Source organism: Mycobacterium sp. DHQP2018-32-09, assembly GCF_058148405.1.
The window spans coordinates 43,328-62,536 of sequence record NZ_JBYVYK010000026.1 but is presented as its reverse complement, the minus strand read 5'-3'; the positions used below and the strand labels follow the sequence as shown (position 1 = coordinate 62,536).

The window sequence follows — 19,209 nt, the reverse complement described above, 5'->3', positions numbered from 1 at the left end:
CCTGGAATTCAACGAAAATCCACGTGAATTCAACTTGTTTTGACGGTTGTCAAGTTTGCTGAGCGTTGACCAAGCGAACTTTCAGCAGGTGCAATCGAACATCGCTACAATTGGGCAAACACGTCAATTTTCTATATTTGCGCAGTTCAGGCATAGGATCCTGGTAGACAAGACGAATTGACGCGGGGGGGTGTAACCTTCACGCCGAGCAAAGGTTGGGACGGATGTGCGATAGCAGGTTTGCCGAGGTCGATGCGACACGGCACATCGCTGGCACGTCGGACGTAACGAACGAGGCGAGGAACGAGAGGAAATGGGGTAGCGCGGCACACATGCGGCGAATACGCCTGTGACGCCCGTGCGCACGCCCCATCGAGTCGGTGTCCTGATCAAGTCCCTGGAAGAGGTTGAAATTCGTGGTTGACGCAACGGTCTCCCCAGTCGCAGTCATCGGCATGGCGTGCCGGCTGCCCGGGGGAATCGACTCGCCGGCGGGGATGTGGGAGGCATTGCTGCGCGGCGACGACACCGTCACCAAGGTGCCGTTGGACCGGTGGGACGCCGAGGAGTACTACGACCCCGAGCCCGGCGTTCCTGGTCGTTCCGTGTCGAAGTGGGGTGCCTTCCTCGACGACATCGCCGGTTTCGACAACGACTTCTTCGCGATCAGCGAGCGCGAGGCCACCTCGATCGACCCGCAGCATCGCCTCCTGCTCGAGACCTCCTGGGAAGCCGTCGAGCACGCCGGCATCGATCCCGCCACGCTGGCCGAGACGCGCACCGGCGTCTTCGTCGGCATGACGCACGCGGACTACCAGCTGCTGGCGGCCGACGCGGGCGTCGTCGAGGGCCCCTACGGCTTCACCGGCAACAACTTCAGCCTGGCCTCCGGCCGCGTCGCCTACCACCTCGGCGTGCACGGCCCCGCCTACACGGTCGACTCGGCGTGCTCGTCGAGCCTGCTCACCGTCCACATGGCCTGCCGCAGCCTGCACGACCGCGAGAGCGACCTCGCCCTCGCCGGCGGGGTGTCCGTGATGCTGGAGCCCCGCAAGATGTCCTCGGGCTCGGCGCAGGGCATGCTGTCGCCCACCGGCCGCTGCCACGCCTTCGACGTCAACGCCGACGGCTTCGTCAGCGGCGAGGCATCGGTCATGGTGCTGCTCAAGCGCCTCGACGACGCACTGGCCGACGGCGACCGCGTGCTGGCCGTGATCCGTGGCACCGCCACCAACCAGGACGGTCACACCGTCAACATCGCCGTGCCCTCGCGCCCGGCGCAGGTGAACGCCTACCGCGCGGCGCTCGCCGCGGGCGGCGTCGACCCCGCGACCGTCGGCTACGTCGAGGCCCACGGCACCGGCACCCCGGTCGGCGACCCCATCGAGTACACCGGCCTCGCCGAGGTCTACGGCTCCGCCGGACCCACCGCACTGGGCTCGGCGAAGACGAACTTCGGCCACGGCCAGTCCGCATCGGGCGCCGTCGGCCTCGTCAAGGCCGTGCTGGCACTGCAGCACGGCGTCGTGCCCAAGAACCTGCACTTCACCGAGCTGCCAGAAGAGATGGCCAAGGTGGAGACCAACCTCTTCGTCCCGGAGGACAACGTCGAGTGGCCGCTGGCCGGCGACCACCCGCGCCGCGCCGCCGTCTCGTCCTACGGGCTCTCGGGCACCAACGTGCACGCCGTCCTCGAGCAGGCGCCCGAGCAGGCGTTGCGCACGGTCGAGTCCCGCGACGTCTCCGCCGGCGGTGCCCGGCTGTTCGCGCTGTCCGCCACGACGGCCGACGAACTGCGCCGCACCGCGGGCCGCCTCGCCGACTGGGTCGAGAGCCGCCCGGACACCGAGGACGAGGACACCGCGCTGGCCGACCTCGCCTACACGCTGGCGCGTCGTCGCAACCACCGCCCGGTCCGCACGGTCGTGATGGCCAACGACCGCGCCGAACTCGTCACCGCGCTGCGCGGCGTCGCCGAGGGCGACGATCCGTTCGAGCCCGCCGTGGCCGCCGGCGAACGCGGCGCGGTGTGGGTGTTCTCCGGCCAGGGTTCGCAGTGGGCCGGCATGGGTGCCGCGCTGCTGAAGTCCGAGCCGGCCTTCGCCGACGCCGTCGCGGCGCTGGAGCCCCTCATCGCGGCCGAGTCCGGCTTCTCGGTGACCGAGGCCATGACCGCATCCGAGGTGGTCACCGGCATCGACCGCGTGCAGCCCACGATCTTCGCCGTCCAGGTCGCACTCGCCGCCGCGCTGAAGTCCTACGGCGTGCTGCCCGGCGCGGTCATCGGACACTCCATGGGAGAGGTCGCCGCGGCCGTCGTGTCGAAGGCGTTGACCCTGGAGGACGGCGTCAAGGTCATCTGCCGTCGCTCCAAGCTGATGGCCACGGTCGCCGGCTCCGGCGCCATGGCCTCGGTGCAGCTGCCGGCCCAGCAGGTGCTCTCGGAGCTGGCGTCGCGTGGCATCACCGACGTCGTGCTGTCGGTCGTGGCCTCGCCGCAGTCGGCCGTGGTCGGCGGCGCCAAGGAGTCGATCCGCAGTCTGGTGGCCGAATGGGAGGCCCGCGACGTGATGGCCCGCGAGGTCGCCGTCGACGTGGCCTCGCACTCGCCGCAGGTGGACCCGATCCTCGACGACCTCACCGAGGCGCTCGAAGACCTGGAGCCCTCCGAGCCGACGGTGCCGTACTACTCGGCCACGCTGTACGACCCGCGCGAGCCCGCCGACTTCGACGCCTACTACTGGTCGGACAACCTGCGGCATGCGGTGCGCTTCGCGGCGGCCGTACAGGCCGCCCTCGAGGACGGTTTCCACGTGTTCGGCGAGCTGTCGCCGCACCCGCTGCTGCTGCACGCCGTCGACCAGAACGCGACCAGCCTCGACGTGCGCCACGCCGGATTGGCCGGCATGCGCCGCGAGCAGGACATGCCCCACGGGCTGCGCCAGGTGATCGCCGACCTGCACGCCGCGGGGGCCGCCATCGACTACTCGGTGCTCTCGCCGGACGGCTCGCTCGTCGACGCGCCGCTGCCGACGTGGAACCATCCCCACCTCATGCTCACGCGGGACGAGCAGGGCCACAACGCCGCCACCGTCGCGGTGCACCCGCTGCTCGGGGCCCACGTGCGGTTGCCGGAGACGCCGGAGCGCCACGTGTGGCAGTCCGACGTGGGCTCCGGGGTGCAGCCGTGGCTCGACGACCACCGCGTGCACGACGTCGCGGCCCTGCCCGGCGCCGCCTACTGCGAGATCGCCCTGGCCGCCGCGCACGAGGTGCTCGGCGAGGGCGCGGTGGTGCGCGACGTGACGTTCGACCAGCTGCTGCTGCTCGAGGAGCAGTCGCCGTTGGCGTCGGTGGCGTCCGTGACGCCCAAGGGTGACGTCGAGTTCACGGTGATGACACACCTTGCCGACGAGGAGGTGCAGCGCGCCTCCGCGCGGCTGCACGCGGCCGACGGCCAGTCGCCGCACGCCTCCTACGACGTCGCCGAGCTGCTCGCCGCGCATCCGGTGCCGGTCGAGGGTGCCGCGCTGCGCGACTTCTACGCCGCCCGCGGCATCAACTACGGCGTCGCGTTCGGCGGGCTGACCACCGCGCACACCGGTGACGCGGGCACCGTGCTCGCCGAGGTCACGCTGCCCGGTTCGATCCGGTCGCAGCAGGGTTCGTACACCGCGCATCCCGCGCTGCTCGACGCCTGCTTCCAGTCGGTGGGTGCGCACCCCGACCTGTTCTCCGACACCAGCGGCACGCTGATGCTGCCGCTGGGCGTGCGGGAGCTGCGGGCCTACGCGTCCACGCGCAACGCGCACTACTGCTACGTGCGGTTGACCAGCGCGTCGGCGACGGCCGTCGAGGCCGACATCGACGTGCTCGACGACATGGGCGCGGTGCTGCTGTCGGTGACCGGGCTGCGGCTGGGCGCCGGGGTCTCGGAGGAGGGCCAGCGGGAGCGGCTGCTCAACGACCGGCTGCTCACCATCGACTGGCGTCGCCAGGACGTTCCCACCGCCGACGTCACCCGTGCCGGCCGCTGGCTCGTCGTGGCCGTCACAAGCGGCGCGCCCGCCGCCGACGACGCGCTGGCCCAGGGGCTGACCGCGGCACTGACCGCCGCCGAGGCCACCGTCACCGAGCTGACGTGGGCCGCCGACGCCGACGAGGCCGCCGCGGCGGTCACCGCCGATTCGCTGCGCGAGACGCTGCTGGCCCGGCACTACGAGGGTGTCGTCGTGGTGCAGGACGCCGCGCACGCCGACGGCGACCCGGTGGCCACCGGCGCCGACCACGTCCGCCAGCTGGTGCGCCTGGCCCGCGTGCTGCCCGACGTGCCCGGCGAACCGCCGCGGCTGTACGTCGTGACGCGCGGTGCCCAGTGCGTGACGTCCGACGAGGTGCCCAACCTCGAGCAGGGCGGCCTGCGGGGCCTGGTGCGGGTGATCGGCATGGAGTACCCGGCCATGAAGCCCACCCAGATCGACGTCGACGTCGACACCGACCTGGAACTCGTGGCGGCCGAACTGCTCTCGGGATCCGACGAGGACGAGACGGCGTGGCGGGACGGCCAGTACTTCACGGCGCGGCTCAACGTCACCCCGTTGCAGGCCGAGGAGCGGCACTCCACGGTGGTCTACCCCGAGCGCGACGGACTGCGCCTGCAGATCCGCACGCCGGGTGACCTGCAGTCCGCCGAGTTGGTGGCCTACGACCGGGTGCCTCCCGGCCCTGGCCAGATCGAGGTCGCCGTCTCGGCGTCCAACCTGAACTTCGCCGACGTGCTGGTGGCCTACGGTCGCTACCCGTCGTTCGAGGGCAAGCTGCCTGCGCTCGGTGCCGACTTCGCCGGCGTCGTGACCGCCGTCGGCGCCGGGGTCACCGACCACCAGATCGGGGACCGCGTCGCGGGCATCTCGGCCACGGGTGCGTGGTGCACGTTCGTCACGTGCGATGCCAACCTGGCGGTGCGCATTCCCGGCGATCTGCCGGACGCGACGGCAGCTGCCGTGCCCAGCGCGCATGCCACGGCGTGGTATTCGCTGCACAACCTGGCGCGCATCGCGGCGGGCGAGAAGGTGCTGATCCACTCCGCCACGGGCGGTGTCGGCCAGGCCGCCGTGGCCATCGCCAAGGCGGCGGGCGCGGAGATCTACGCCACGGCGGGTAGCCCGGAGCGTCGAAAGATGCTGTCGGACATGGGCATCAAGCACGTGTACGACTCGCGCACCGTCGACTTCGCCGACGAGATCCGCCGCGACACCGACGGCTACGGCGTGGACGTGGTGCTCAACTCGCTGCCCGGTGCGGCGCAGCGGGCCGGCATCGAGTTGCTGACGTTCGGCGGCCGTTTCGTCGAGATCGGCAAGCGCGACATCTACGGCGACACCAAGATGGGGCTGTTCCCCTTCCGGCGGAACCTGTCCTTCTACGCCGTGGACCTGGCGCTGCTGACGCTCATCAACCCGGACACGCTGCGCAGCCTGCTGGAGGTGATCTACCAGCGGATCGCCGAGGGCGTGCTGCCGCCGCCGCAGACCACCCACTATCCGCTTGCCAACGGCGCCAACGCGATTCGTGCGATGGGCGCGGCCGAGCACACCGGCAAGCTGGTGCTCGAGGTGCCCAGGGCCGGGCAGTACGCGGCCGTGGTCCCCGCGGATCGCGTGCCTGCCTTCCGTTCCGACGGCGCCTACGTCGTGACAGGCGGCCTCGGTGGGCTCGGATTGTTCCTGGCCGAGCGCATGGCCAAGTCGGGATGCGGTCGCATCGTGCTCAACGGGCGGTCGACCCCGAGCCGGGAGACCATGCGCGTCATCGAGCGGCTGCGCCGCGGCGGCACCGAGGTCGAGGTCGAACTCGGTGACGTGTCCGACGCCGCCACCGCGGCCCGCCTGGTGGCCACCGCGACGGCCAGCGGCATGCCGCTGCGCGGTGTGTTGCACGCCGCGGCCGTCATCGACGACGCGACGCTGACCAACATCACCGACGACCTCATCGATCGGGACTGGGCGCCGAAGGCGTTGGGCGCGTGGCGGTTGCACGAGGCCACGCTCACCGCGCCGCTGGACTGGTTCTGCTCGTTCTCCTCGGCGGCGGCCATGGTGGGCTCACCCGGTCAGGGTGCGTACGCGGCGGCCAACAGCTGGCTGGACTCGTTCACCCGCTGGCGCCGAGCCAAGGGACTGCCGGCCCAGGTGATCGCCTGGGGCGCGTGGGCACAGATCGGCGCGGGGCAGGCGATGGCGTCCAACGACGGCATGGCCATCGACCCCGAGGACGGCGCTCGCGCCTTCGACGTCCTGATGCGCCACACCCGGGTCTACAGCGGGTATGCGCCCGTCGCGGGTGCGGCCTGGCTGACCGCGTTCGCCCAGACGAGCCCGTTCGCCGAGGCGTTCGCCTCGCTGGGCGGCGACCGGTCGGGGTCGAGCGAGTTCCTCGAGGAGCTCCGCCTGCTGCCTCGCGAGGAATGGCCGGCCCGCGTGCGACGGCTCATCTCGGAGGAGATGAGCCTGATCCTGCGACGCTCGGTCGACGCGGACAAGCCGCTGTCCGAGTACGGCCTCGACTCGCTCGGCACCCTCGAGCTGCGCACCCGACTCGAAGCCGAGACCGGCGTGCGGATCGGTTCGACCGACGTCACGACCGTGCGCGCGCTGGCCGAACGGCTCAGCGAGACCATTGCCGCCGACATGGGAAGCGACAGTGCTTCCGAGGCGGTGTCCTCATGACCAACACCTCGATGACGACGATCCGATCAGCGCCGAAGACGTCGCTCACCAACAACGCGCGAGCGGGGGAGAGTTAAATGGTTGCGATCAAGGCGATTCACGACTGGATTGGCGCTGCGGGCAACGTGGTGTCGTGGCACCCGTCGCCGGCCAGCCGGGCCAAGGTGGCCAAGGCGCCGGTGAGCGACGTGCCGGTCAGCTACCAGCAGGCACAGCACATCCGCGGGTATCTGAGCCACCTGGCGTCGGGTACCGACATGGCGCGGCTCAACATTCCGGCGTGGGACATGCCGGGGCAGTGCGACACCCGCGCGATGAGCCACGTCATCAACGCGTACCTGCGCAGGCACGACACCTACCACAGCTGGTTCGAGATGACCGACGACGGCGACGTCGTCCGGCACACGGTCACCAACCCGCGTGACATCAACTTCGTGCCCACCAAGCACGGCGAGATGACGGCCGTGCAGTGGCGCGATCACGTGCTCGACACGCCGAATCCGCTGCGCTGGGACTGCTTCTCGTTCGGCATCATCCAGCGCGCCGATCACTTCACCTTCTACATCAGCATCGACCACGTGCACACCGATGCGATGTTCATGGGCCTGGTGCTGGTGGAGATCCACATGATGTACGCGGCGCTGGCCGCCGGATCTGCGCCCATCGCCCTGCCGCCGGCAGGCAGCTACGACGACTACTGCATGCGGCAGCACGAGATGCTGTCGGCGGTCACGTTGGAGTCGCCCGAGGTGGCCGAGTGGATCCGCTTCGCCGAACGCAACGACGGCACCATGCCGCACTTCCCGCTGCCGCTCGGCGACCCGTCGGTGCCGTGCAGCGGCGACCTCATCACGGTGCGGCTCATGGACAAGCACCAGTCCGAGCGCTTCGAGGCAGCCTGCAACGCCGCGGGCGCCCGGTTCATCGGTGGCATCTTCGCCTGCGTGGCCCTGGCGGAGTACGAGCTGACGGGCTCGACCGAGTACCACGTGATCACGCCCACCACGACCCGCAGGACGCCGGAGGAGTTCCAGACCACCGGCTGGTTCACCGGCGTCGTGCCCATCACGGTCCCGGTCGACCCCGCGTCGTTCGGCGCCACCGCGCACGCCGCGCAGCAGTCGTTCGACGCCGGAATGCCGTTGGCGCACGTGCCCTTCGACCGCGTGCTGGAGTTGGCCGAGGGCGCGATGGGTCTGCGCAAGCCCGACCCGGGCGTGCCGATGGTCTCCTACCTCGACGCCGGGCTCCCGCCGTTGTCGGCGACGATCATCGCCGAGTGGGAGCGCATGAACGGCAAGGTCTACAGCGACGCCCGCGCCGCATACCAGGTGGGTCTCTGGGTCAACCGGGGTGAGCGGGAGACGACGGTCACCGTCGCGTTCCCCAACAACCCGATCGCCCGCGAGTCGATCGACCGGTATCTGTCGGCGATGATGGCGGTGTTCCTCGAGGTGGCCGACGGCAACGTGGCCGCAGCCAACCGCACGCACCGTCTGCACTCGGATTCGTTGCACCGCAACGGTGTCCGGGAACGCGAGGGGGCGCTGGCGCCGCTCGCCAAGGGCTGATGGTGGCCGGGCGCGTCCTAGAGTTCGTCGACCAGGCGCTGTTCCTGGGCTTGCGGGCGACCGGTCAGGCCGCCGCCATGCAGATGGTGTGGGTGTACGAACACCCCGTCGACATGGACGAATTGCGGCGGTTTCACCGCGATTTCGGCTACGGCCTGGCGGGTCGGCTGATCGAGCCGTCGCCGCTGCCCTTCGGGCGGCACCGCTGGGTGTCGGCGATCGGGCCCGCGGCGCCGCTGGACGTCGAGACCACCCCGCGGCCACGCGATGAACTCAGCGAGTGGGTCGACGAGCGCCTCCAAATGCCGATCGACCCGGAACACGGCCCGGGCTGGCACATGGGAATCCAGCCGCTGACCGACGGTTCGACCGCCGTCAGCCTGGTGGGCTCGCACTGCCTCGGTGACGGTGGGGCGGCGCTGCTCACGGTGTTCAACGCCGTGAACGGCCTGCGCCCCGATCTGGGCTACCCCCTGCCGCGGTCGCGGCGCACCCGTGCGGCGCTGGCCGAGGACGCCCGGCAGACCGCGCGCGACCTGCCCGAGGTGGGCCGCACGCTGCTGACCGCAGGGCGGTTCCTGCTCCGCAAGCGCAGGGAGGGCCGCGGGACGGTCGAGGCCGCACCGGTGCGCGCGTCCGGCCCGGATGCCGACCAGTCAGTGGTGGTGCCTGCGGTGTCGGCGTTCATCCCGCTCGAGGAGTGGGATGCCCGCGCCACCGCGCTCGGTGGCAACGGTCATTCGCTGCTGGCCGCGCTGTCGGCGCGACTCGCGGTGCGGCAGAACCGCGCCCTGGCATCCGACGGCACGGTGGGCCTGATCGTCCCGATCAACGACCGCACGCTGGAGGACACGCGGGCCAACGCGGTGACGCTGGCCTACGTGCGCGTCGACCCGACCGACGTCACCAAGGACCTGTCGGGCACCCGGGCGGCCATCCGGGAGGCGTTGCGCGTCATGCGCGAGGAGCCCGACGAGACCTTCGAACTGTTGGCGCTCACGCCGTTCGTGCCGAAGGCGGCCGTGCGCAAGTCGGCCGATCTCGCGTTCGGCTTCACGGCGCAGCCGGTGTCGTGTTCCAACGTCGGTGACCTTCCGGTCGACGTCGCGAGCATCGACGGCACCCCCGCCGAGCGCGTGATGCTGCGTGGCGTCGATCAGTTCATCTCTCGGCGGGTCCTCGAGGAGCGTCAGGGGCTGCTCACCGTCGTCGGCGGTCGGCTCGACGGCAAGGCGTGCCTGACCGTCGTCGGCTACCAGCCGGGTGAGGTGAACACCAAGGAGGCCTTGCGGGAACGCATCGCCGACACCCTCGCCGAGTTCGAACTCACCGGCACCATCGAATGACCGTCGATCCGGCGGTGCTCGCCTACATCGACCAGGCGACGTTCCTGTCGTGGCAGGCGACCAGGCGGCATCAACTGGCTCAGTTCGTCTGGCTCTACGACCGGCCCGTTGACTGGAAGGCCCTGCGGCGCTTCCACGCTCACCTGGGACACGGCTTCGCGGGGCGGCTGATCGAGCCGTCGCCGCTGCCCTTCGGGCGGCACCGCTGGGTGGCTGCGCCGGGGCCGGGCGCGCCGTTGGAGGTCGCAGAGGTGGCGGCTCCCACCCGGTTGGGTGCATGGATCGAGGAGCGCTCGCAGGTTCCGGTGGACGCCGTCCGCGGCCCAGGATGGCACACCGCGGTCCTGCCGATGAGCGATGGCACCACGGCCGTCACCGCGGTGTTCTCGCACTGCCTCCTCGACGGCGGGGCGGCACTGCGCACGATCGCCGACGCGGTCGCCGGCTCGCCGCGCGACTTCGGCTATCCGCCGCCGGGATCGCGACGGCGGTTGGCGGCGTGGCGATCCGACGCCCGCCAGACGGTGCGCGACCTGCCCGAGACGGTGCGCACGGTGGGCAAGGCCGCCACGTTCGCGTTCTCCCGCCGCGGCCAGATCTCGGCCTCCGGGTCGTCGCGGCCGCCGGTGCCGCGCGGCGCCGACTCCACCGTGGTCCTGCCCGCAGTGTCGGCCATCGTGGACACCGCGGACTGGGACGCCCGCGCTCGGGCGCTGCACGGCACCACCTATGCGCTGCTGGCCGGGTTCTCGGCGGTGCTGGGGCGCCAGCTGGGCCGCGGCGGGGCGGGCAACGACGCAGTGCCGCTGATGATCGCCAAGAGCGACCGCGGCGACGACTCGGACCGCCGGGGCAACGCGCTCCAGATCGCCACGGCCACCGTCGATCCGACCACTGTCACCACCGACCTCACCGAGGCGCGTGCGGTGATCCGGCAGGCGCTGGCGAGCCTGGGCGACGTGCCCGACGAGACCCACGCGCTCCTGCCCATCACGCCGTTCGTGCCCAAGCGTGCGGTCCGCCGCACCGCCGACGTGATCTTCGGCGATCTGCCGGTGACGTGTTCCAACCTCGGTGAGGTTCCGCCGCAGATCGCGCGACCCGACGGCGCCGACGCCGACCGCGTGCTGTTCCGCCCGATCGACCAGGAGGTCTCGCGGGCCGCGCTGGAGCGCGCGGGAGGTCAGCTGGTGCTGGCCGCCGGCCGGGTGTGTGGCGCGGAGTCCATCGGCATCGTCGGGTATCAGGTGGGTGCGCCGAACACGCGGGAGTGGCTCGCCGAGCAGGTCGTCACCGCCCTGGCGGAGTTCGACCTCAAGGCGAGGATCGTCTAGCCGCCCGCTCGATCAGGTCGGCGGTGGTGCGCACGCTGACCTCGGCCGGCGTCATCTCGGCGGCCGCGGACCTGGCGCGGTCGCGGCACCGGTCGCTCAGCGCGGTGCGCAGCGCTGCCCGCAGCGTCTTCGGCGTGGTGCGCGAGAACCGTTGGGCCACGCCGACTCCGAGTCGGTTGATCTGGGCGGCCCACACCGGTTGGTCCGCCGATACCCACAGCACCACCGTCGGCACGCCCGCACGCACGCTGGCCGCCACGGTGCCCGCTCCGCCGTGGTGCACCACCGCGCGGCAGTGCGGGAACACCATCGAGTGGTTGACCGCGCCGACGAGCGTGATGCGGTCGTCGTGCGGCAGTCCCGCGACGTCCCAGACGCCGGTGCTGATCAGCGCCCGTTCGCCGAGTTCCGCGCACACCTCGGTGATCATGGCGACCGCGGCGGCGGGCGACTCCACCGGCATGCTGCCGAATCCGAAGTAGATCGGTGGCGTGCCCGCCGCGAGCCAGTCCCTCAACTCGTCGTCGGATGCCGTGGGCTGGCGCAAGGTCAGCGATCCGACCAGCGGACGCGTGCCGTGCCATTCCTCGGTGAGCCCGGGGAAGAACACCTCGTCGTAGGCCTGGATCTCCAGCGCGCCGTTCTCCACGATGCGCTTGATCGCCCGCGTGCGCGCCGGCGGCAGGCCGAGCACGCGGCGCTGCTCGTCCTCCGCCCGCTTCAGCACGCGCCAGTGCACCCACTCGACCAGCGACCAGCCGGTGCGCAACACGGGACCGGGCAGTGGCACCGGCAGCATCCGGCTGTTGACCCGGCACGGGAAGTAGTGCAGCGCGGCCAACGGGATGCCGTGCGCCTCTGCGACGTTTGCCGCGACCTCCTGGTAGGTGGTGCCGGTGAGGATCAGGTCGGCGCCGGCGGCCAGTTCGTCGAGCGTCGCACTCATCTCGGCCCAGCCCTCGGTGACGTACTCACGGCTGCGGCGCAGCACCGTCATCGGGTTCTGGAGCTTCCACCAGTCCTTGAAGACGTCGGCCTCGAGTTGCTGCTGTGAGTCCACGCCGTAGGCCGCCACCGGACCCAGGCCGGCGGCGTCGGCGAAGCCGATCAGGTTGGGCGGCACCGCCATGCGTACGTGGTGGCCGCGACGACGGAGTTCGCGTGCGGCCGCGGCGCACGGTTCGATGTCGCCGCGGGTGCCGTGCACGGCGATCGCGATGGTCAGCGGCGTGGTGGCTGCGCCGGTACGGCCTTCGCCGACCGACTGCGTCGAAAGGTATGAATCTGCGGCGTTTTCGGTCGAGTCGCCGGATTCCGTTGCGGGCACGATCGATTACAACACGGCGCGCCTACACTGGTTGCTCCGAGGACGTTCGTGGGGGTCCGCGGCTTGCCGTGGAAGGTTGCTGGGGGGGTGTAACCTCACAAGGTGTTCAGACGTCCCAACCTTCGCTTTTCGTCTGCGCACGAGGTCTTCGAAGCACTCGGGCGCGTCGTGGTGCGTCGTCCGCTCGTCATCATCGGCGTGTGGATCGGCATCGCGATCCTCGGGTTCCTGCTGATCGCCCCCATGGCCGAGGTCGCCCAGCGCAAGGCGCCCGACTTCCTGCCCAAGGACGCGCCGGTCCTGCAGGCCACCGATCAGATGACCAAGGCCTATCAGGCCGACGACGGTGCCGGCGGTGCGGGCGGCGGCAACGCGCTGCTCGTCGTGCTCGTCGACCCCAACGGGTTGACCCCCGCCGACGAGGACACCTACCGCCGCCTGGTGCAGAATCTCAGGGCCGATCCGGGGGCCGTGCTCTCGACACAGGACTTCGTCGAGTTCCCCGAGATCAAGCAGGCGATGACCAGCGAGGACGGCAAGGCCTGGACGCTGCCGCTGACGCTGGCGGGTGCCATGGGCAGCGTCGACGGGCAGGCGGCGTACCGCCAGGCGATCAAGATCGTCGAGGACAGCACCAAGGGCACCACGCTGACCTACAGCACGGTGGGCGCGTCGGCCACGTTCGACGACCTGAACGCCATCGGCGCCCGCGACCAGATGATCATCGAGATCTCGACGGTCGTCACGATCTTCACCATCCTGGTCATCGTCTATCGCAACCTGGTGGCGATGGTGATGCCACTGGTCACCATCGGCCTGGCGATGGCGGTGGCCCAGCAGGTCGTTGCCGGTCTCGGCGAGATCGGGCTGCCGCTGGGTCCTCAGACCATGGTGCTGATGACCGGCATGCTGATGGGCGCGGGCACCGACTACGCGGTCTTCCTGTTCAGCCGATATCAGGAATGCATTCGCCACGGGATGACCAACGAGGACGCGGTCATCCGGTCCATGGCCACCATCGGCGAGGTCATCACCGGCTCGGCCGCCACCGTCGCCGTGACCTTCCTGGGATTGTCGTTCGCCACGCTCGGGGTGTTCCTGACGGTGGGCCCGGCGTTGTCGGTGACCATCGCCATCGCGGTCGCCGCGGCGCTGACGGTGTTGCCGTCGATGATGGTGCTCGCCGGCCGCCGGGGCTGGATCAAACCCCGCAAGGACCTCACCGGGCGCATCTGGCGCCGCTCTGCCATCCACATCGTGCGGGCGCCCAAGATCCACCTGGCGGGCAGCCTGGCGGTGCTGCTGGCCCTCGCCGGCTGCGCGGCGTTCGTGAAGTACAACTACGACGACCGCAAGAACCTGCCGGCCGACGCGCCCAGCAACGTGTCCTACGACAAGCTGGGGGAGCACTTCCCGATCAGTACCACCCAGCAGCAGTTCCTGGTGATCCACGCCCCCGACACCGACCTGCGGTCGCCCAAGGCGCTGGCCGACCTCGAACAGATGGCGGCCCGCGTCGCGCAGGTGCCGGGCATCGACATGATCCGCGGCATCACCAGACCCAGCGGCGAGATGCTGCAGGAGGCCAAGTCGACCTACCAGGCCGGCGAGGTGGGGTCCAAGCTGGCCGACGCGTCGGGCCTGATCGACCAGAACAACGACAACTTGAACCTGCTCAGCGGCGGCGCGCATCAGCTGGCCGACGTGCTCAACCAGGTGCGCCTGCAGGTGCTGGGCGCCATGGGTGACGTGCGCGAGGTGCTGCTGGGGCTCATCGAGATGAAGTCGCTGCTCGGCGACGACGCGACCCTCGACGACCTGGACCGCACCGCCAAGCTCGCGGCCAACATGAACACCGTCGGCGACTCGCTGGGTACCAGCATCGAGACCATCACCGACGCCTACCGGTCGTCGAAGTCCATGCTCGGCACGCTGAACAACAGCGTGGCCTGCAACATCGACCCCGCGTGCGTGTCGGGCCGCGCCGAGCTGCAGCGCCGCGTCGACGGCTACAACGAGGCCGACATCGCGTACTTCGAGGCGCTCGCCAGGGGCCTGAAGGAGACCAAGGGCACGCAGCGCGTCGACGACGTCATCAAGAAGGTCGGCGCCCAGCTGGAGAAGGCCATCGGCGGGCTCAAGCGGCTCGGCATCGAGAACGAGTCCGACGTCGACGCCAAGCTCGGCGAACTGCGGACCAACGCCAACCGCCTCGCCGACTCCAGCAAGCAGCTCGCCGACGGGGTGCAGCTGCTGGTGGACCAGACCAGGAACATGGGCAGCGGCCTCGACCAGGCGTCGAGCTTCCTGCTGGCGATGCGCCGCGACGCGGCCGAACCGTCGATGTCGGGCTTCTACATCCCCGAACAGATCCTGGGCAATCCGGAGTTCAAGAAGGCCGCCGAACTGTTCGTCTCGCCCGACGGGCACACCGTGCGCTACCTGGTGCAGACGGCGCTGAACCCGTTCGGACTGGAGGCCATGGACCAGGTCGCCGACATCATCTCCGCAGCCGAGAGTGCCCGGCCCAACACGACGCTGTCGAATGCCCAGATCTCGATGGTGGGCTTCTCGCCGATGCAGAACGACATCCGGACGTACTACAACGCCGACCTCGACTACATCATCGTGATGACGCTCGTGGTGGTGTTCCTGATCCTCGCCGTCATCCTCAAGGCCGTGGTGGCGCCGCTGTACCTGATGGTCTCGGTGGTGCTGTCGTTCGTGTCCGCGTTGGGCATCGGGGTGCTGTTCTTCCAATTCATCCTGGGCCAGGACATCTACTGGAGCGTCTCGGGCATGGCGTTCCTGGTGCTCGTCGCGGTGGGCGCCGACTACAACCTGCTGTTGATCTCCCGAATACGCGACGAGGCGAAGTACGGCGTCCGGTCGGCGGTCATCAAGACCGTCGGGGCCACCGGCGGCGTCATCACGTCGGCGGGGTTGATCTTCGCGGCGTCGATGCTGGCGCTGACGGTCAGCAGCCTGGCCACGGTCGTGCAGATGGGCTTCGTCATCGGCGTCGGACTGCTGCTGGACACCTTCATCGTCCGCACCATCTCGGTGCCCGCGATGGCGGTGCTGGCCGGTGACAAGAACTGGTGGCCGTCGAAGACGCCGCGGCAGATCCTCGCGCTGAAGCGGCGGGCCCAGGAGGCGGAGGCGGCAGCGGAGGCCAAGCGCCACGCCAACGAGGGCGACCCCAACGACTACGACCCCGAGGCCGACGACTACACGATGGCGGTACGCACCGCCAACCTCACCTCGTCGGCCTGGCGCCTGGACTAGACGTCCCGAGCCGGTGGACGCCGACGGGCTCTCCGGCGTCAGCCGGTCGTGGACTCAGCCGGCGTCAGCCGGTCGTGGACTCAGCCGGCGTCAGCCGGTCGTGGACTCAGCCGGCGCTAGCCGGGGTCGTGGACTCGGCCGCGGCGCGGGGCTCCGCGGCCGTCAGTGCCCGACGCACCGGGACGGTCTTGCGGAGACCGCGGAACGTGTTGCGGCCGTGGATGCGTCGCACGGCGCGGCGGCAGTCGCGATGAGCGCGGAACCGGTAGCGCTGCTTGCCGAACTCCTCGGTGGCGCTGGCCTGGGCGTGATGGTTGAGGAACGAGCGCTCGGTGGTGTACACCCCGAAGCCGCGCGCACGCATCCGGAACGCCAGGTCGATGTCGGCGCCCCAGGCGAACTTCCCGAAGGACCGCTCGTCGAGACCACCGACGGCTTCCCATGCCGAGCGCTCGATGACCAGCACCGTGCCGTCGATCATCGGGACCTCGCGGTAGAAGTCCGACGGCGGATAGTCCTTGGCGGGGCCGGTGTAGTCCGATGACTGGAACGTCCACCAGGTCTCGTCGTACAGCGAGCCGATGAGGCCGGCGTCGGCGGGCAGTCGCGGGTCGAGGAGGCCGGCGAAGAACCCCCGGGACAGGCGGGTGTCGTTGTTCAGGGTGGCGGCGTACTGGTAGCCGCGGTCGAAGGCGATGCGGAAACCCATGTTGGACGCGGCAGCCCAGCCGATGTTGCCGCCGGGATCGATCACCCATTCGTCGGCCAGCGGCGTGTAGTGACCGCCGTTGTCGATGATCAGGACGTCGACGAGATCCGATTCCGCGAGCACGTCCGGAAGCAGGTCATGGGTGAGTTCGTTCGACCCGAAGGCCGCAATGGTGACGAGGCACTTCTTGGCGTTGGAAATGACAGACCCCCGGGACGTCGCTGGCAAAGCAATTGGATGAACACGTCGATGACCACCAGAATGGTCGACGCAATTACGGAAGAGACTATTTCACGAGGGCGGGGGTGTCATCCCTCCGAGCGCGCGGCCACGCGGTAATTGCGCACCGCGAGCAGTCCCGCCACCAGGCCCAGGCCCCCGATCCACGCGCAGGAACCCAGGACCGCCCCCCAGTCGATGGTCCCGCGCGCGAACGACACCATGGCCGTGATCGTCGGCGACATCGGTTGGAAGCCGACGATGGGCCGGACGAACGTGGGGAACGCCTCGATGGGTGCCACCGCCGAGCTGCCGAACACCAGGCCCAGCGACGCCGTGCTGATCCAGGTGAGCACCGGCCGGCTCTTCACCCGCAGGGCGACGACCACGATGAGCGTGGCGAACACCGTCACCCAGCCGACGGGGATCAGGATGAACCCCACGGCCGCCAGCGGGCCACCGTGGAACCGCAGGCCCAGCACCAGGCCCATGGTCGTGATGACCAGCGTGGCGACCAACGTGCGGGCCGCCTCGGCGGCCAGCGTGCCCGCCAGCGCGCTGAAGCGGTGGACGGGCATGACGTAGAACCGGCTCAGCAGCCCGCTGTCGCGCTCGTCGGGGATCGACAGGGCCGCGGCCAGCGCACCGGACATGCCGCCCGCGACGGCACACATGGCCACGACGGTGTCGAGGCTGCTGTTTCCGGTGAGCCGCGCCATGGACCTGCTGATCATCATGTAATAGATGATCAGCAAAATGGTCGGCAGCAGGATGGATTGCAGCGGAACCAATGGATTGCGGAACCATCTGGTGAGCAACCGTTCGGCGAATATCGCACTTTCGGTGAGGAACGCATGACGCGGTGCGCGCACGTCGCGGGCGGCCCCGAGGCTCGATGACGCCGCGTTCGGGGCGCTCACTTGACGCTCCGCTGCGCCCGCATGGCCAGCCAGCCGAACAGCGCGAGCGCGCCGAGGCACCACGCCAGCGTGGCGGCCAGGTTCCCGGCCCTGACCGTGCCGCCCGTGAACGACCGCAGCGTCTCGGTGATCTGTGAGATCGGTTGATACCGGACGAACGGCTGCACCCACGTCGGGAACGACTCCACCGGCGCCATCCCGGTGGACAGCGAGACGAAGAACAGCTGGGGGATGAGCAGCAGCTGGCTGGAGGTGTCGGAGCGCTTGGCGCGCGCCCCGGTGGCGTCGGCGCCGAAGGACAGCGCGAGGGTGAGCATCAGCGCCAGCACGACGAACGCCACCCCCTGGGCGAAGCCGCCCGCCATCTCGAAGCCGAAGGGGTAGGCGACGATGATCGCGGCGGCCAGCGACAGCGAACCGCGGATCAGGCAGTAGAGCATCCGCGCGAAGAACGATGCGTGCACCGAGATCGGCAGGGTCTGCAGGCGGACGCCGAACTGCGACGAGCGTTCGGTGGCGGCCAGATCGGTGCTGTTGAGCCCGCTGAACAGCATGGCCTGCACCACCACGGCGGGCAGGATGTACTGCGCGTAGCTCATGCCGCCGGTCTCGATGATGGACCGCAGACCCAGGTTGAGGCCGACGAACATCAACGCGGGGGCGAGCACCGCGAAGACGAGGTCCAGGTTGGTCCAGCCCCAGCGCAGCAGCCGCTCGGTGAGCGCGATGACCGGGGTCATACCGTCAACGTGGGGCCGGTGAGATGCAGGAAGACCTCGTCCAGGGAGGGCTTGCGCAGGGAGATGTCGAGCAGCTCCACCTGCAGTTCCTCCAGCTTGCGGAACACCTCGCCGAGGGTGGCCGCACCGTGCGGCGCGGGCACGGACACGGTGTTGGCGTCGGCGTCGACCTCCGCGCCCTCGTACGTGCCGAGGACCGCGGCCACGCGCGTGAGGTCCTCGGGGTGCAGCGGCGTCACCTGGCAGAAGCTGAAGCCCATCCGGCGCTTGAGCTGCTCGGCGGTCCCCAAGGCGATGACGCGCCCCGCGTCGAAGATGACGATGTTGTCGCTCAGGACGTCGGCTTCTTCCAGGTACTGCGTGGTGAGCAGCACCGTGACGTCCTGTTCGGCGAGGTCGGCGACGAGCTTCCACACGTCACGGCGGCTGCGCGGATCCAGGCCCGTGGTGGGCTCGTCGAGGAAGAGCACCTGCGGGGGCACCACCAGGGACACCGCGATGTCGATGCGCCGACGCATGCCGCCGGAGTACGTGCTGACCGCGCGGTCGGCGGCGTCGACCAGGTCGAAGTGGTTGATCAGCTCCTCGGCCCGGCCACGCGCCTGCTTGCGGCTCATCCCGCGCAGCCGGCAGAACAGCACCAGGTTCTCCCGGCCGGTCATCGAGACGTCGAGGGCCGCGTCCTGTCCGGTGACCCCGATCTTCTCCCGCACCCGGGGGGCCTCGGCGACGACGTCGTGCCCGGCGACCCGGGCACTGCCGGTGGTCGGTTCCAGCAGGGTGCAGAGGATCTTGACCATGGTGGTCTTGCCGGCGCCGTTGTGCCCGAGGACACCGCAAATGGATCCGGTGGGAACCGTGAAGCTCACGTCGCGCAGCGCGGGCAGCGGCCCGAACGTCTTGCCGACGCCGTCGACCTCGATCACGAGGCGCCCCGCATCGCGATGGCTCCGTCAAAGACGTTGCGTGTCAAGGCAAGATCTCCTCGATAGGTGTCGCACGGCGAGTCGCGAACGGGGTCTTGAGG

At 69.9% G+C, this 19,209-nt stretch carries 10 protein-coding genes; 5 read left to right on the top strand and 5 right to left on the bottom strand.

What is annotated here, in order from left to right; genetic code table 11:
- The first annotated feature begins 455 nt into the window (after window positions 1-455).
- The 4 genes from pks2 (at window position 456) to AC30CM_RS14440 (ending at window position 10,979) form a co-directional block, all read left to right on the top strand.
- Window positions 456-6,728 (top strand): sulfolipid-1 biosynthesis phthioceranic/hydroxyphthioceranic acid synthase, encoded by a 6,273-nt coding sequence (pks2, locus tag AC30CM_RS14455; protein ID WP_490117594.1) that lies wholly within the window; start codon window positions 456-458, stop codon window positions 6,726-6,728.
- Between the two features lie 77 nt (window positions 6,729-6,805).
- Window positions 6,806-8,299 (top strand): condensation domain-containing protein, encoded by a 1,494-nt coding sequence (locus AC30CM_RS14450; protein WP_490117575.1) that lies wholly within the window; start codon window positions 6,806-6,808, stop codon window positions 8,297-8,299.
- On the top strand, window positions 8,299-9,645 hold the full coding sequence (locus AC30CM_RS14445; protein ID WP_490117574.1) for a hypothetical protein: 1,347 nt from the start codon (window positions 8,299-8,301) through the stop codon (window positions 9,643-9,645). The genes AC30CM_RS14450 and AC30CM_RS14445 overlap by 1 nt, the downstream gene beginning before the upstream one ends.
- Window positions 9,642-10,979 carry a hypothetical protein gene (locus AC30CM_RS14440; protein ID WP_490117573.1) on the top strand — a complete coding sequence of 446 codons (1,338 nt, stop codon included), beginning with the start codon at window positions 9,642-9,644 and terminating at the stop codon, window positions 10,977-10,979. Before AC30CM_RS14445 ends, AC30CM_RS14440 begins: the two co-directional genes overlap by 4 nt.
- Here the strand turns inward: AC30CM_RS14440 and AC30CM_RS14435 are convergent.
- A complete protein-coding gene (locus AC30CM_RS14435) occupies window positions 10,960-12,204 on the bottom strand; it encodes a glycosyltransferase (protein WP_490117593.1) in 1,245 nt (414 codons plus the stop codon). The two genes, AC30CM_RS14440 and AC30CM_RS14435, sit on opposite strands and share 20 nt — an antisense overlap.
- Before the next feature lie 204 nt (window positions 12,205-12,408).
- Between AC30CM_RS14435 and AC30CM_RS14430 the strand changes: the two genes are divergently transcribed.
- Window positions 12,409-15,594, top strand: a complete 3,186-nt coding sequence (locus AC30CM_RS14430) for an MMPL/RND family transporter (protein ID WP_490117572.1) — start codon at window positions 12,409-12,411, stop codon at window positions 15,592-15,594.
- Window positions 15,595-15,700: 106 nt separating this feature from the next.
- On the opposite strand, the gene AC30CM_RS14425 is transcribed toward AC30CM_RS14430, so the two are convergent.
- The 4 genes from AC30CM_RS14425 to AC30CM_RS14410 all read right to left on the bottom strand — a co-directional run bounded on the left by AC30CM_RS14425 (window position 15,701) and on the right by AC30CM_RS14410 (window position 19,108).
- Window positions 15,701-16,426: a glycosyltransferase family protein gene (locus AC30CM_RS14425; RefSeq protein ID WP_490117571.1), complete on the bottom strand. Its 726-nt coding sequence runs from the start codon at window positions 16,424-16,426 to the stop codon at window positions 15,701-15,703.
- A gap of 185 nt (window positions 16,427-16,611) precedes the next feature.
- Window positions 16,612-17,442: an ABC-2 transporter permease gene (locus AC30CM_RS14420; RefSeq protein ID WP_490117570.1), complete on the bottom strand. Its 831-nt coding sequence runs from the start codon at window positions 17,440-17,442 to the stop codon at window positions 16,612-16,614.
- Entirely contained in the window at window positions 17,439-18,182 is a 744-nt protein-coding gene (locus AC30CM_RS14415) for an ABC transporter permease (protein ID WP_490117569.1), read from the bottom strand. Before AC30CM_RS14415 ends, AC30CM_RS14420 begins: the two co-directional genes overlap by 4 nt.
- Entirely contained in the window at window positions 18,179-19,108 is a 930-nt protein-coding gene (locus AC30CM_RS14410; protein ID WP_490117568.1) for an ATP-binding cassette domain-containing protein, read from the bottom strand. The genes AC30CM_RS14415 and AC30CM_RS14410 overlap by 4 nt, the downstream gene beginning before the upstream one ends.
- Between the last annotated feature and the right edge of the window lie 101 nt (window positions 19,109-19,209).

Excerpts from the sequence above, each read along its gene's own strand:
- AC30CM_RS14450 (WP_490117575.1), top strand. The coding sequence starts at position 6,806 with ATGGTTGCGATCAAGGCGATTCACGACTGGATTGGCGCTGCGGGCAAC.
- AC30CM_RS14440 (WP_490117573.1), top strand. The coding sequence starts at position 9,642 with ATGACCGTCGATCCGGCGGTGCTCGCCTACATCGACCAGGCGACGTTC.
- pks2 (WP_490117594.1), top strand. The coding sequence starts at position 456 with ATGGCGTGCCGGCTGCCCGGGGGAATCGACTCGCCGGCGGGGATGTGG.
- AC30CM_RS14445 (WP_490117574.1), top strand. The coding sequence starts at position 8,299 with ATGGTGGCCGGGCGCGTCCTAGAGTTCGTCGACCAGGCGCTGTTCCTG.
- AC30CM_RS14415 (WP_490117569.1), bottom strand. The coding sequence starts at position 18,182 with ATGACCCCGGTCATCGCGCTCACCGAGCGGCTGCTGCGCTGGGGCTGG.